This is a genomic window from Erythrobacter sp. JB2-19, from assembly GCF_057365005.1.
The window spans coordinates 1,307,841-1,321,365 of record NZ_CP200290.1; the positions used below are offsets into that span (position 1 = coordinate 1,307,841).

General features: G+C 57.6%; 13 protein-coding genes. 6 read left to right on the forward strand and 7 right to left on the reverse strand.

The genetic code is table 11. The annotated features are described in order from the left end of the window. Positions 1-6 precede the first annotated feature (6 nt). On the forward strand, positions 7-750 hold the full coding sequence (locus AC0V6O_RS06260) for a hypothetical protein (RefSeq protein ID WP_486142468.1): 744 nt from the start codon (positions 7-9) through the stop codon (positions 748-750). Between the two features lie 20 nt (positions 751-770). Continuing rightward, on the forward strand, positions 771-1,316 hold the full coding sequence (locus tag AC0V6O_RS06265) for an AHH domain-containing protein (RefSeq protein ID WP_486142470.1): 546 nt from the start codon (positions 771-773) through the stop codon (positions 1,314-1,316). A gap of 24 nt (positions 1,317-1,340) precedes the next feature. Here the strand turns inward: AC0V6O_RS06265 and AC0V6O_RS06270 are convergent, their stop codons facing one another. Beyond that, on the reverse strand, positions 1,341-2,327 hold the full coding sequence (locus AC0V6O_RS06270; RefSeq protein WP_486142472.1) for an NAD(P)H-dependent flavin oxidoreductase: 987 nt from the start codon (positions 2,325-2,327) through the stop codon (positions 1,341-1,343). Positions 2,328-2,472: 145 nt separating this feature from the next. Next, a complete protein-coding gene (locus AC0V6O_RS06275) occupies positions 2,473-3,531 on the reverse strand; it encodes an amidohydrolase family protein (RefSeq protein WP_486142474.1) in 1,059 nt (352 codons plus the stop codon). A gap of 312 nt (positions 3,532-3,843) precedes the next feature. On the opposite strand from AC0V6O_RS06275, the gene AC0V6O_RS06280 reads away from it, so the two are divergent. Next, positions 3,844-5,241, forward strand: coding sequence for a methyl-accepting chemotaxis protein (locus AC0V6O_RS06280; protein ID WP_486142476.1), 1,398 nt, complete (start codon positions 3,844-3,846; stop codon positions 5,239-5,241). Here the strand turns inward: AC0V6O_RS06280 and AC0V6O_RS06285 are convergent. Together AC0V6O_RS06285 and leuA are read right to left on the reverse strand one after the other, a co-directional pair. Beyond that, positions 5,230-6,408 (reverse strand): serine hydrolase domain-containing protein, encoded by a 1,179-nt coding sequence (locus AC0V6O_RS06285; protein WP_486142478.1) that lies wholly within the window; start codon positions 6,406-6,408, stop codon positions 5,230-5,232. The two genes, AC0V6O_RS06280 and AC0V6O_RS06285, sit on opposite strands and share 12 nt — an antisense overlap. Positions 6,409-6,435: 27 nt before the next feature. Next, on the reverse strand, positions 6,436-8,109 hold the full coding sequence (gene leuA / locus AC0V6O_RS06290) for a 2-isopropylmalate synthase (RefSeq protein ID WP_486142480.1): 1,674 nt from the start codon (positions 8,107-8,109) through the stop codon (positions 6,436-6,438). A 305-nt stretch (positions 8,110-8,414) separates the two neighbouring features. On the opposite strand from leuA, the gene AC0V6O_RS06295 reads away from it, so the two are divergent. Next, complete coding sequence (locus AC0V6O_RS06295) at positions 8,415-8,960, forward strand: YHS domain-containing (seleno)protein (protein ID WP_472638482.1); 546 nt, start codon at positions 8,415-8,417, stop codon at positions 8,958-8,960. A 247-nt stretch (positions 8,961-9,207) separates the two neighbouring features. Here AC0V6O_RS06295 and AC0V6O_RS06300 read toward each other — a convergent pair whose 3' ends face one another. The 3 genes from AC0V6O_RS06300 to AC0V6O_RS06310 form a co-directional block, all read right to left on the reverse strand. Then, complete coding sequence (locus AC0V6O_RS06300; RefSeq protein ID WP_486142482.1) at positions 9,208-9,720, reverse strand: hypothetical protein; 513 nt, start codon at positions 9,718-9,720, stop codon at positions 9,208-9,210. Positions 9,721-9,816: 96 nt separating this feature from the next. Further along, complete coding sequence (locus AC0V6O_RS06305; RefSeq protein ID WP_486142484.1) at positions 9,817-10,965, reverse strand: alpha-hydroxy acid oxidase; 1,149 nt, start codon at positions 10,963-10,965, stop codon at positions 9,817-9,819. Beyond that, complete coding sequence (locus AC0V6O_RS06310) at positions 10,965-11,564, reverse strand: DUF4329 domain-containing protein (RefSeq protein ID WP_472638485.1); 600 nt, start codon at positions 11,562-11,564, stop codon at positions 10,965-10,967. The genes AC0V6O_RS06305 and AC0V6O_RS06310 overlap by 1 nt, the downstream gene beginning before the upstream one ends. A 302-nt stretch (positions 11,565-11,866) precedes the next feature. Here AC0V6O_RS06310 and AC0V6O_RS06315 point away from each other — a divergent pair, with 302 nt between their 5' ends. Both AC0V6O_RS06315 and AC0V6O_RS06320 read left to right on the forward strand, forming a co-directional pair. Then, positions 11,867-12,343, forward strand: coding sequence for a YHS domain-containing (seleno)protein (locus AC0V6O_RS06315; RefSeq protein WP_486142486.1), 477 nt, complete (start codon positions 11,867-11,869; stop codon positions 12,341-12,343). 509 nt (positions 12,344-12,852) lie between these two features. Next, the gene (locus AC0V6O_RS06320) at positions 12,853-13,515 is read left to right on the forward strand and encodes a DUF6969 family protein (protein WP_486142488.1); all 663 of its coding nucleotides are present in this window, start codon (positions 12,853-12,855) and stop codon (positions 13,513-13,515) included. The last annotated feature ends 10 nt before the right edge of the window (positions 13,516-13,525 follow it).

The following is a 13,525-nucleotide window of genomic DNA, read 5'->3' on the forward strand; positions in this document are numbered from 1 at the left end:
ACCGCCATGAAGGAATTCTTCGCGGCGCAAAACACTGTGCTGTTGTCCCATGATCCCTGTGATGCCTCGCCGCTGCAATTGGTGGGGACGGATCACGTGCACTCGGATAAACCGGCTAGCGCTGCCAATCCTGAGGCACAAGAATATGCCTGGATGGAGCTATTGCGCGAAGGGCTGACCTTCGACCTGGAAGGCATCTCACCTGGCCCGCCATCTGGATTCCCTGAAATTGAACACCGTTTTGATCTGGAGCAAGCGCCGAACGGATTTCGTTTCGATGCGATGCGAATTTCGGTGGGGCAGCATCTCTCAGGTGGGGAGCGTTCGTTGCCGATTATGCGCGGCATGGTAGGGCTGGCTCGCGATTTAACGCACCATTTTGACGATGTGGAGGCCGTTGTCTGGTCTCCTTCAAAAAGTGCGATTGGCCGCCAGTATTTCGAATCTGTCTCAACTGCATGGATTGGGGGCGGGTCCTTTCCCGCGCTCGGCTTAACGGCCTTTCGCGAGACGATTGACGGGGCGCTGCAGACAGTGGGTCTCGACTATTGGATTGGTCAGGATCTGCGGATTGAGCCGCCTTTGGCCAATGGGAAGGTTTCCGCCACCAGGCTTGGAGTGCGGTTGGTCAATCAATTGATCTTGGTTGGCGGGCTGAGTGAGAGCGAGCGGATTGTCGCGCCAGACGGCAGCCGATTGATCATGCGTCCATCGAAGAATGGAAAATTTGTGAGGGTTTGGCGCGAATAGGACGCGGTTAGAGGGGCAACATGCACGGCAATATCGGGCCTGCGTATGCGCCTACGCCTGCGCTGGCAAAGCGACGCGGGGCTATCCCGTTCCGATCGGTCAATCGCCGTAGAGAGCCGGGATATGATGCAGGCCTCCAAAGGCACCATTTGTTGCCTAGGCAATTGCTGCAGCGTGACTGCTTTGGTCATTTGTTTGCCGACATAAGCCGCACCGCCATTGGCTTTGACGATTTCCGTGCGAACGGCCTTCTGCTGCCAGCCAATGAGGACGCGACGGTCCGCACGGGCATGCCGCTGCATCGCGGTCCGCATCGCCACTATAACGAAATGGTGATTGAGCGTGTTGGCCGGATTGAGCGAAGCTGGGCAGAGACCCGCATTCACGATCCTGAGGCTGCCTTCATAGACGCTTTGATGCGTTTGCAATTGCTGCAAAGAGCGCTGCGTACTTATCTGCTCAGCCAAAAACGCAAGTTGCTGCTCAATCGCAAGGATCCGCTGGGCAGCGGCTATGATTTCACAGAGCTCGATATGATGGCCGAGCAGCTCTGGAAGGCGACCTAGCAGAGCGGCCTTTCAGCAAGCTCGTCAGTCGGCCCAGCTTGTGTAGTCCGACTTGGTGAGCAGCGCCGCTTTCGCCGCGTGATACTCAGCTTCGAATTTGCTGACCATGTCCTCAACTGTATCGACCGATTTGATCGCGCCGACGCCTTGTCCAGAGCCCCAGATGTCTTTCCAAGCTTTGGCTTTGGTGTTGCCGCCGCTGCCGAAGTTCATCTTGGAGGGGTCACTTTCCGGCAGGTTGTCAGGATCAAGCCCAGCGTTCTCGATCGAGCTGCGCAGGTAGTTGCCATGTACGCCGGTGAACAGGTTTGAATAGACGATGCCGTCCGCTGATCCCTCAACGATGCCGTCCTTATAGGCTTGGTCAGCATTGGCTTCTTTGGTCGCGATGAAGGCGCTACCCGCATAGCCGAAGTCTGCGCCCATAGCTTGGGCAGCCAGGATCGATGCGCCGTTTGCGATCGAGCCCGACAGAGCGACCAGCCCGTCAAACCACTCACGGATTTCCTGCATCAAGGCGAAAGGTGAGAGCGTGCCAGCATGGCCGCCAGCGCCAGCGGCAACCGGGATCAGGCCATCTGCGCCCTTTTCAATCGCCTTCTTGGCAAAGCGGTTGTTGATCACATCGTGCATGGTGATGCCGCCCCAATTGCGCACTGCATCGAAGATCTCTGTCCGCGCGCCGAGCGAGGTGATGACCAGCGGCACTTGCCATTTCTCGCAGGTTGCCATGTCGGCCATGACGCGGTCGTTCGACTTGTGCACGATCTGGTTGACGGCAAACGGCGCGGCTGGCCGGTCTGGGTTCTCGCGGTTGTGCTTGGCCAGCTCTTCGGTGATCTGGTGCAGCCATTCGTCGAGCAGCGTCTGCGGGCGCGCATTGAGCGCAGGGAAGCTGCCGATGATCCCGGCCTTGCACTGAGCGATCACCAGTTCGGGACCAGAAACGATGAACAAGGGGGAGCCGATCAGCGGCAAGCGAAGGCGATCAAATGGAGCGGGAAGAGACATCAATTTCTCCGTCAATGCGGTCGTGGTTTCAGACAGTTAGTCTGCGTTTCTACGCTCAGTCCATAGCGCCGGTTCCCGCCCTGTCGAGCGCCAAGCGCAGTCGGGTCGCGACCAGCCCCCATTGCCGTAACGGAATGTGATGCGATCAAGCGGTTAGAACCTCTTCAATGCCATAGAAGCGCGCTGCATTGCCGGCATAGAGCGCGGCTTTCTCTTCCGCACTTGCGCCCGCTGTGATCCGCTTGAACGCGTTCCACAGAACCGGGTAGGTCGCGCCCCAGCGATCAACCGGATAGTTGCTTTCGAACATCGCACGCTGCGGTCCAAAGGCCTCAATGCAGGTCTCGATATAGGGCTTCCACATGGCGGCGAGCTCTTCCGATCCCATGCCCGCTGCGGGGCCTTGTTCAGGCATTGCGCAATTGTGCATCGCCAAGCCGCCCAGCTTCACCATGACATTGGGGCATCTGCCAAGTTCGATGATGGCCGCCCGCCATATGTCGAAGCGTTCGTCCAGCTTGCCAGTGTAACTCGCAGTGCCGAGCGGTGTGCCGCAATGGTCAAGGCAGATCGGTTGGTCGGGGAAGGCGTGTGCAAGGTCGATCACATCGGGCAATTGCGGCTCCAGGATCCAGGCGTCGAAGGTCAGTCCGCGTTTCCCAAGCTCCGCAAAGCCTGCGCGGAAGGTCGCATCACGGTACAGCTCTGGCGGCGCATGGAATGGAGGGCCAAGCACGTCAGGATCCGCATCCCAAGCGCCCTGATGGCGGATGCCCTTGAACCGGCTGTTTGCCCGCGTCCCGCCTGCCTCGATCAGAGCATCCAGCACTGGGCCTGCGCCTTCGCCCAGCAGCATGTTGGCATGGCCGATGATGCCCGCACAGGCGCGCAGGGGACCGTAAAGCCCGCTGGCCGATTGCGCCGCAACGCCGTTCACAAACTCAACCTCACCGACCGGCTTCAGGTCTTCGCCCAGCGCCGCATTGTAGAACGCGCCGCATTCCATGAAGACGGTGCCGATGACGTTATGGCCCGTTTGCAGGTCCGCATGCAGTTGATCGAAGGTGTAATACGCCGCATCCACCAGCGTTTCGATGAAGCGATGTCGGGGCTCCGGGAACATCGGCAGCATCGGCCGAAGGTCCCACAGGTGATGATGCGGATCGATGATCGGCAGTTCAGGCTCAAGTATCGCTTCACTCATTGCATTGTCTCTCCCTTGAGCCTTGGCCCCTTAAGCCTAGGCATAGCCACTCCGTTCGCCGCACGCAAAGCACGTTTGGAACAGCTGGAACACAGTCTTAGGCTTAAAAACCAATCGATCACAGCGGCGCCATCTGATCGATTTTTCCGATTAACCCGCTGTGTCCGCACGCATGCCATAATGAACGCTTAGCGCGCCGTGCCAAGGTAGGAAATGCTGCCTTACGTCAATCCGCGTATGACCTGCCAAGATCACCTTTAATCAAACCTTGCGAAGGCTCTGCCCGACAGCAATCGAGCCAGGACCATAGCGATGTATCATACCAAGATTGACCCGGTTAATGCGCGGTTGGCGCGGTTGCAGGTGTATGAAATCGATGATCCTGATAAACCTGTTTACCACCAACTTAGCGACATTTTGAGTGCGGCGGTGTCGCAAACTGCGGCAATCTACGTCGATCAATATGCGAAGGTTATGGGTCTGACCCTAAACGACGAGGGTCGCGAGGCGTATATCGAGGAGGTGACCAGGCATTTGCTGGTGAAATATCGCCCGCCTTATGACGAAGCATGGATAAACCGCCGCGAGGATATTGCCGAACTGGTCTATACCTCACGCACTGACCCTGCGGGGCATCTCGGCGCGCTCAGCGTTTCACAACAGTTTGAATTGCGCACAGTTTTCCAATCTGCTGACAGCGTCGAAGAAGGCATGTTGCTGGTCACCGAATTGAGCCGCCTGCACACCATGGATGCTGAAATCCTGCTGACCAAAAATCAGCAATGCCGTGAGAATGAACATTACAAATGGGTGGCCAAACAAACGGAAATGTTTCGGGCGGCTGTAAGTGACGCAGTGGAGCGCGCGGCAGAGCAGAGCGAAGAGAGCAATCATAAGGCCGATCAAGCCAGCAATCTGATTCGTGATTTGCGGGCTCTTGCGGATGAGGTTTCGGTTGCGTCGAGTGAATCTGCGGCGGCTATGGGCGATGCTGCCAACACAGCAGGTGGTTTGCGTATGACCTTGGATGATATGACCTGCGAACTTTCCCGCGCGTCACAATCCTTAGCAGCCGCCACGCAAGTTGCGGAGGAAACCCACGAGACCGTCGATGATCTAACCTCGCAAACCGCATCTATCCAATCGATTGCACAGATGATTCAGTCGATCACCTCGCAAACCAGCATTCTGGCGCTGAACGCCCGGATTGAAGCGGCGAGGGCAGGCGAGGCGGGGCGCGGGTTTTCAGTCGTCGCTAGTGAGATCAAAGGCCTGTCTGAACAAACCGCCAAAGCAACCGAGGATATCGTTTCGCGATTGGGCGGGATCGAAAAGGCCAGCGACCGCGCGCTGAATGCAAACCGGACGATGCACGAAACATTTAGGGCCGTACGAGATGTCACTCAATCGGTCTGTAATGAAGTGACGTTGCAAGGCACAACGGTAACAAAGATTGCAGCGAGCGTTGATGAAACATCACTAAGTGCGCGCTCATCCAGCGAAGCAGTGCAGCGCATTCGTGAGCTGGTTGACGGGATCGCCAAAGAGATGACCGCCGCAACCGGTTTGACCAGTGATTTGAAAGCACAAATCTCAAACCTGCAAGCTGGCGCAGATGACTTCTTGCAAAGCCTATCACTCAATGCTGTGCGGGGTGCGTTGAACAAAAGGCGGCGTGAAGGCGGGGCCGCGCTCAAATCAGCGCTCTAACAAGGCGGTGCCGATTGCGCGGTTGAGATCAGCTGCATTGGCCGTATTGCCAAGCGAAACAACCACTCTGCGGGGCTTCTTCGGGGAAGCCGGGCGCGTCATGAAGAGGGTGCGATAACCTGCATTCGCCCCAGTGTGCCAGACATTCGCGATGCCGCCATTACCATCCGGCGACAGCATAACGCCAAAGCCATAATGTGTGCCGGGCATGAAGTCTGTTTCGGCCTCCGGCGTGAGCATTGCTTTGGCTATCTCTGTGGGGATTGCGCTTTCTTCTCCGGCCGCTGCATCGAGTAAGGCGGCGACGAAACGGGCGTAGTCCTCTGAGGTGGACCATAGACCTGCCGCGGCTTTTTCCGGATAGATGTGCCAGCTGTTTTCGATGGCGCTGAAAACGCCTTGGGTAGGCGCAAATCCTGAATCCGCGCCAACGACAGTCAGGGGCGCGATATCAGCCTCGATTGTGCGCTGAGCGAAGGTGCTTTGCGTCATGCCGAGTGGGCCGAGCAACAGCTCGTCGGCTAATGTCTCGAAGTTCTGGCCTGTGGTGTCTTCCGCCCATAATTGGGCGACGGTGTAGCCGCCGCCTGAGTAGCGAAATTCGCCTGGACTGCCGTCAAATGTGAGCTGAGATTCGAAAATTCGCGGGGGCGCATCTATGACGTCGGCAGTGCTAAGCAGAGCGCTGTTACGGGGATAGCCGGGGTAGCCCGATTGTGATGCGCCGGTTGTGTGGGACAGCAACTGGCGCAAAGTAACAGGTCTGTTGCCGCCTTCGAGTGAGGCAATGTCTACAGAGGTGATCTGCCCGCGTATGTCCTGATCCAGGCTGACGCTTTGTTGCTCAGCCAGGATTAGAATGACGGTAGCGGCGACCGCCTTGGAAAGGCTGGCAACCTGCATCAATCCGCCTTGTTTGGCGCGCCCAAAATAGAGACTTTGCGGTTCTTCACCTGCATCCAGCACAGTCACGCTCAGCGCAGTGACGCCGAGCTGATCTGCCTCGGCCGCGATGAGTTTTGGAATGTCCTCCAGTCCCGCTTCAACGAGGTTTCGCTCAAATTTAGGATTGAGCGATGGTTCGAAAAGGCTCGCAATGCCAATGCCTGCGACAGGCAGGAGGATGACCGTAAGCACTCCCGCAATCACGATCTTCCATTTCGACATTGCGTTCCCCCGCGCGCCAGTCTTGCCTTACTTGATGGCCGAATTCGCCGCGCTCAGCACAGCGCGAACACTGGCGGTTGAGACGTCTTCGTCAATGCCAACACCCCAGATGGTGCGTCCGCCGCTCTCGCATTGCAGATAAGCAGCGGCGCGGGCATTGCGGCCAGAACCAAGTGCGTGTTCGGTGTAATCGAGCACCTTGAGGTCGAGGCCGAAATTCTCCTCCAGTGTGGTTAGCACGCTGGAAATCAGGCCGTTGCCGCGCCCGCTGACGCTTTGCTCTTGTCCGGCGACCGTGATTGTCCCGGCGAAGACCCGCGTGCCATCACCGGTGCGGCTTTCCTCATAACGCACCAGCTGAAAATGCTTATTCTCGGTCTGGACATGATAAGTCGCTTTGAACGCCTCCCAAATGTCGGCTGCGTTCAGTTCACGGCCCAGCTCATCAGCCATGTTCTGGACATGGCGGCTGAAATCAGCCTGCATTTTCTTAGGCAGCTTCAGGCCCTGATCTTGTTCCAGCACCCATGCGAATCCGCCTTTGCCGCTTTGCGAATTGACCCGAATAACGGCCTCGTAATTGCGGCCAAGATCAGCGGGATCGATCGGCAGATAGGGGACGCGCCAGCTTTCATCATTCTGGGTGCCCCGCGCTTCGAAGCCTTTCTTGATTGCGTCTTGATGGCTGCCGGAAAAGGCGGTGAAGACCAGCTCTCCGCCATAGGGATGGCGTTCGTGCACGGGCAGATCGTTGCAATATTCCACTGTCTCGATCACGCGGTCTATATCAGAAAAATCGAGGCCGGGGTCGATCCCTTGCGTGTACATGTTGAGCGCTACGGTGACGAGGCAGCAATTGCCTGTGCGCTCACCATTGCCGAACAAGCAGCCTTCGACGCGGTCCGCGCCCGCCATCAGTCCCAGTTCCGCCGCGGCCACACCGGTGCCGCGGTCATTATGGGTGTGCAGGCTGATCACCGCGCTATCGCGGTTCGGCAGGTTCCGACAGAAATACTCAATCTGGTCGGCGTAGATATTGGGCGTTGCCGCCTCGACCGTGGCAGGTAGGTTGAGAATGATTGGATGGTCCGGCGTCGGCGCCAGCACACCCATCACTGCCTCACACACCTCAATGCTGAAATCCAATTCGGCGGTAGAGAACGTCTCTGGCGAATATTGGAAATGCCAGTCTGTGTCAGGCCGCGCGCCCGCCTCGTCACGCATTACCTTGGCCCCGGCAACGGCAATTTCGCGCACTTCGTCCTTCGACATGCGGAACACGATATCGCGCCATGCGGGCGAAACGGCGTTGTAGAGGTGGACGATTGCTCCGCGTGCTCCAGCCAGACTCTCAAAAGAGGTGCGGATCAAATCCTCTCGGCTTTGCGTCAGCACCTGGACGAGCACGTCTTCGGGGATGCGGTCTGACTTTACGAGGCCTGAGATGAAGTCGAACTCGGTCGCTCCTGCGCTGGGAAAGCCAACCTCGATTTCTTTCACCCCGACCTCAATCAGAAGATCAAAGAAGCGGTTCTTCTTCACCGCATCCATCGGATCGATGATTGACTGATTGCCATCGCGCAGATCGGTCGACAGCCAGCGCGGAGGGGAGATGATCTGCTGAGCCGGCCATTGCCGGTCTGGCAGATTGATCTGGGGGAAGGGGTGATATTTTCGCGAAGGCTGGTTGAGCATAGGCATGATGGCGCGGCTTTCGTGTGCTTGTAAGTGCCATTTGGCAGGTGAATTTTACGACTGTTTGGCGGGTTTGTTTGCTTCCCTTGGGCGCTGCGCATGCCCGGCCGGGAGCATACGTCAGGTCACGCCCAAGGGCGCGTAAGTCGTAGGAATAGCTGCGTGCGTGTTCGCGTCATGAATAACTGCATCGCGCAGAATGGCGCGCATGGCAAGTGCCAAGGATTTTTCGTGGGGAATGTAACCGAAGGTTGCATGCCGGCGAACTCAGGGGCATCATGTCGTCAAGGCACACAATAGGAGACTCCCCAATGCGTAAATCACTATTTGCAATTGCTTTATTGGCCACTGTCGCAGCATGCACTGCGCCAGCGGAAGAAGTTGAAACCCCCGATGTTGCTGAAGCAACCGAGAATGCTGGCCTGTTCGCCGATCTTGGCGGTGAAGCAGCAAATCCAATCCACACCGCTGCCAAAGGTGATACTCTGGCTGTGAGTGGTTATGACACGGTTAGCTATTTTGAAGGCGACGGTGTTCCTGTCGAAGGCTCAGAGGAATTCACTGTGCGCTACGATGGTTATGACTATCGTTTCGCCAGCGCCGAAAACGCTGAGAAGTTTAAGGCAGAGCCAGCCAAATATGCACCAGCATACGGCGGTTATTGTGCCTGGGCGATCGGCGCGAACGATGCTCTCGCACCGGGTAATCCCAACGTCTATGAAATCGTTGATGGCAAGCTCTACTTGAACTTCAATGAGAGCGTTCAAGAGAATTGGCAAAAGGACATCCCAGGTTTCATCGAAGCTGGCGATGTGAACTATCCAACTCACTCAGCGGATGAGCACTTCACCGACTAAGCGAGACATTCTCGAACATTATGAAGCCCCGTCGGAGTGATCCGGCGGGGTTTTGTGTTTGTGGTTTGATGCATCACTGCCCTTGCCAGCCCACACCCTCCACCCTTCCATCCGGAGCCTACCGGGACACAATCCGGGTGGAAGGGTGGAGGGTGTGGGCTGGCTCGGATATATCAATCAGACTGAGAAACTACGGTCACCCTTACAGTCGCTGCGTGATCGATCTCTGCTAGATACTCGCTCCCACTCAGCCGCACCGCGCGTCGCGGATCACACCAGTGTTGTCGATCATCACATTGAGGCGTGATGAGGTTGGGTCTGGATTGATAAAGGTCGAACCTGGAATCACGAAGCGCACCTCGTTTTGAGAGCCGACCGCTGCGACAATCTCTGCGCGCGTCGCTTCATCAGCGTTTCGTCCAAGAAACGGTGCGACCGCAGGCGCTCCGCAAATGGAGGCATTGGGATCGCTGGCGGTGCCCGGAACAAACGGCCCGGTCGTTCCGCTAACGGGTTCGGAATAGGTGATGCTTGGCTGGATTGATTCCTTTGCGGGCGCTGTGCCATTCTCGCCGTCAGTCGCCGTATCAGCTTCCGGGTCGCCCGCTGCTTCATCACTCGCCGGTGCAGGGGTGGGCGGTCCCTTAATCCGGGCGGCAAACTCGTCAGCTTGGCTGGTGCCTTGATCCGGCGCTGCACCACCGCACGCCGCAATCACCAGCGTGGATGCAGTCAGAATTGCAAACCTTAGCTTTCTCATGATCGGCCCTATTGATCTTAAATATTCTCGCCTGTGCTCAGGCGCTTTGGACGTTTCGGTTTCGTGACAGGCTGTTATCACGGGGTCAATGCGCGGCTACCTCCAGCGTAGCCGATCCACTGTCAACTGATCCACGCTGGTCACACCCATCAGGCGCATGCCGCGCTCAATTTCATCCTTAAGGATGCCGATAGCGCGCTCGACCCCGTCTTGCCCGGCGGCGGCCAATGCATAAAGATACAGCCGCCCGCCAGATGCCGCGCTCGCACCTGTGCAAACGGCTTTTAGTGCGTGGGTTCCGCGCCGCACGCCGCCATCGCAGATGATCTCAATCTCACCGCCAACCGCATCGACGATCTCACGCAATTGATCAAACGGAGCGCGGCTGCCGTCCAATTGCCGCCCGCCATGGTTGGAGATCATGATCGCATCCGCCCCAATCTCAACCGCACGTCGGGCGTCGCCTGCGCTCATCACGCCTTTCAGCACGAATTTGCCGCCCCAATCGCTGCGGATGCTGGCCGCGGTGTCCCAATCCATCGAAGTGTCGAGCATGGTGTTGAAATATTCTGCAATGCTTACCGCCTTGCTCGATCCCTCGCTCACATGCGTATCGAGATTGGGCAGCGCAAACTTTTCGCGCAGCAGATAATCGAGCGTCCAACGCGGACGCGTTGCATAGCTCCAAATGCTGGCCGGGGTGAAGCGGGGTGGGGTGGTGAAGCCGCTGCGCAGGCAGCGCTCGCGCTTGCCGGACACGATTGTGTCCACCGTCAGCGCCAGCGCATCAAAGCCGGAGGCCTGACAGCGCTGGATCATGTTAGCGTTCAGGCCTTTGTCTTTATGGACGTAGAGCTGGAACAGCTTGGGCCCGCTGGTCAGCGCGGCGATTTCCTCAATGCTGCGCGTCGCCAAGCTAGAGATGCCAAACCACAGGCCGAATTTCTCCGCCGCTTTCGCGACTGCTGTTTCCCCCTGCCAATGAAAGGCGCGCTGCACGGCGGTGGGGGAGAGCATCAGCGGCAGCGCCGATTTGCGGCCCAGCAAAGTGCAGCTGGTGTCGATCGTCTCCACCCCGGCGAGCACATCAGGCACCAGATCGCAGGCGTCATAGGCGCTGGTGTTGCGCGCCTTGGTCAACTCATCATCGGCGGCGCCATCAATGTAATCGAACACGGGGAAGGGCAGACGTGCCTTCGCGAGCGTTCGAAAATCCTCGATATTATGACAATCAGACAGCCGCATCAGCAATCAAAGCTCTCATAACTCTGCCGCCGATTGAGCTCCCACACGGTGTAGCTTTCCGCCGGTTGGGCCGCGTCACAGCGGACATAGTTCGGATCGGCGGGCAGGCAGCTTTCGCCGCAGATCATTTCGGTCGCCTCTTCCTGCCAGTCAATATGCCACATCCGGCCGCCGGGCGTCGAAACATAGCCGTCGATGCGGTCAGCAATGTCGCCTTCCAGATCAATGGTGGAGGGCACCTCGCTGTCATACTCATCATTGTAGCTGCCATGGGTGTGGAACGATGCGACCGCGAACTTCTCGGGATTGGACACCCATTGAAAACTGCAGGTTGCTGCGTCGCCTTCAAAGATGTCGGACACGCTCAGCTGCCCGTCTTCATCTTCCAGCATCAGCCCGCACAGCTCGCGTTTTTCTTCGAACGATCGGCGTTGCAGATTGGCGAGGGTGGATTTGGCCAGCGAGTCTAGCTGTTCTTGCGACGCGGTGGGCTCGCGAACGGCATATGGCCCCCGGAATGTATCGGTCGCTGTGCCGAAAACAACCACGACCCAGGCGATGCCGCATGCCGCATAGGCGAGATGGAGGGGTTTTGGCATGCGCATTGTTGCCCCCTCAGTGACGGTTCAACTTCTCTTTGTCTAGCAGGGCTTTGCGGCGCGCTCATGCGCAACATTCTTTGGCCGTTGAACGGGCGGATTTCGAAAAATTTCAATTTTTTTTGCGGGCAGTGAAACCAAACGGCCAAACCTTGCGAACTCCATGATGTGCGCGGCCACTGGGCCAAACATCAGATGCCAGAAAGCGAACCGGTCCCCCTACGGTTCAATTTTTTGACCCTCCCTGTCCCTGGCTCTGAGTCTGGTGGCCGCAGCACAAACAGTATTTTTGGAGAACCCCGATGAAGTTTAAGTATCTAGCAATCGCAGCAGCATTCGCCGCTCCGCTCGCACTTGCAATTCCTGCCCAAGCTGATGGCGGCATATTTGTTGGCGTAGAAGGTCAGAGCATCGCAGTTAGCGGTTACGACACGGTCAGCTATTTCCAAGGCAATGGCGTTCCTGTGAAGGGCGATGCCCGTTTCTCAGTTAAGCATGACGGCGCAGAATGGCTCTTTTCCAGCCGAGCCAATGCAAACAAATTTAAAGAAAATCCAGATGCCTATGCGCCGCAATATGGTGGCCACTGCGCTTGGGCGATGAGCCGCGGTTCACTCGCACCAGGTGACCCAACGCTGTACAAAGTTGAAGGCGGCAAGCTGTACCTCAACTTTAACCGCGACGTTCAGCAAACATGGCTCGGCGATATCGCTGGCTTTATTGCCAAGTCTGATCCGGCTTGGAGCAAAATTCCTGAAGGTAAGCGTTTCGGCGATTGAGCCAATCAGGACCACCAATCTCCCACTCGCACTATGACTACCAATCAAATACTCTGACAAAAGGAATATTCTACCATGTCTAGTTCAAAGAACCTCGCCCGCATGTTGATGGTTGCAGGCGGTCTCGCCGTTGCATCGACCGGTGCACCAGCGCTTGCTGATGCGCCATGCGGCCCTCGCACGCAAAGCGCATGCTCGGCCAACCCTTGCCGCGCAGCAAAGAAGGCTAAAAAGGCCAATCCATGCGCAGCAAATCCATGTGCCGCTAACCCGTGCGCAGCGAACCCATGTGCTGCCAATCCATGCGCAGCGAACCCATGTGCCGCTAATCCGTGCGCCGCTAATCCTTGTGCAGCAAACCCCTGCGCAGCCAACCCTTGCGCGCCTAAAGCTTAAGGCGTGCATATAGTGTGGCCGGGGACGCACCCTCCTAGCGCACCCGGTCACATTTGCGTTTGAGAGGTGCCGTCCCTCTGCGGGGGCGGCATCTCGCCATTTGGACCATAACCATGACTGACGGCCTATCGCGCACTCAATACGCTGACATGCTGCTTGCCAGCACAGAGGCGATGTTCGCTGGTGGCGAACCGCTCATGAGCCGACTATTGCCGGAGGATGGCACGGCTGAGCTGTGGGAACACTATCCCGAGGGCGATGTTGTCAATGGTCCGGCGGGCAGCCGCTATTTCTACCATTGTCACCCGCCTGGCGAACGCGCCGAAGGTGAACATGGCCATTTTCATCTATTCTTTGACCGGTCAGCCATGCCCGGCGGCACTGTTCCGCTGATCGCCGCGCCTTTGGCTCCGCGCGATGAACCGCGCGCTGATGTGGTGCATATTGCCGCCTTGGCCATTTCCAACCAAGGGCTGCCGATTCAGTGGTTTGGTACCAATCGCTGGGTCACCGACGAATGGCTATACCCTGCCTACGCTGTGATCGCGATGCTGGATCAGTTCGATCTGCGCGGTCCCAACGGCGACCCATTGGTGAATGAATGGCTGACCGCGATGGTGGGCCTGGCCCGCGAAGACATCGCAGATGTTCTGCACACCCGTGACGATGTCCTGCGCGAGGCAGATATGCACGGCAGAGTCCACGGTGAAGACCGTGCGGTTGAGATAACCAGCACGGCCCCGATTTCGCTTGAACGTTTGCTCGAAACTGCGTGAGATGGCCTGG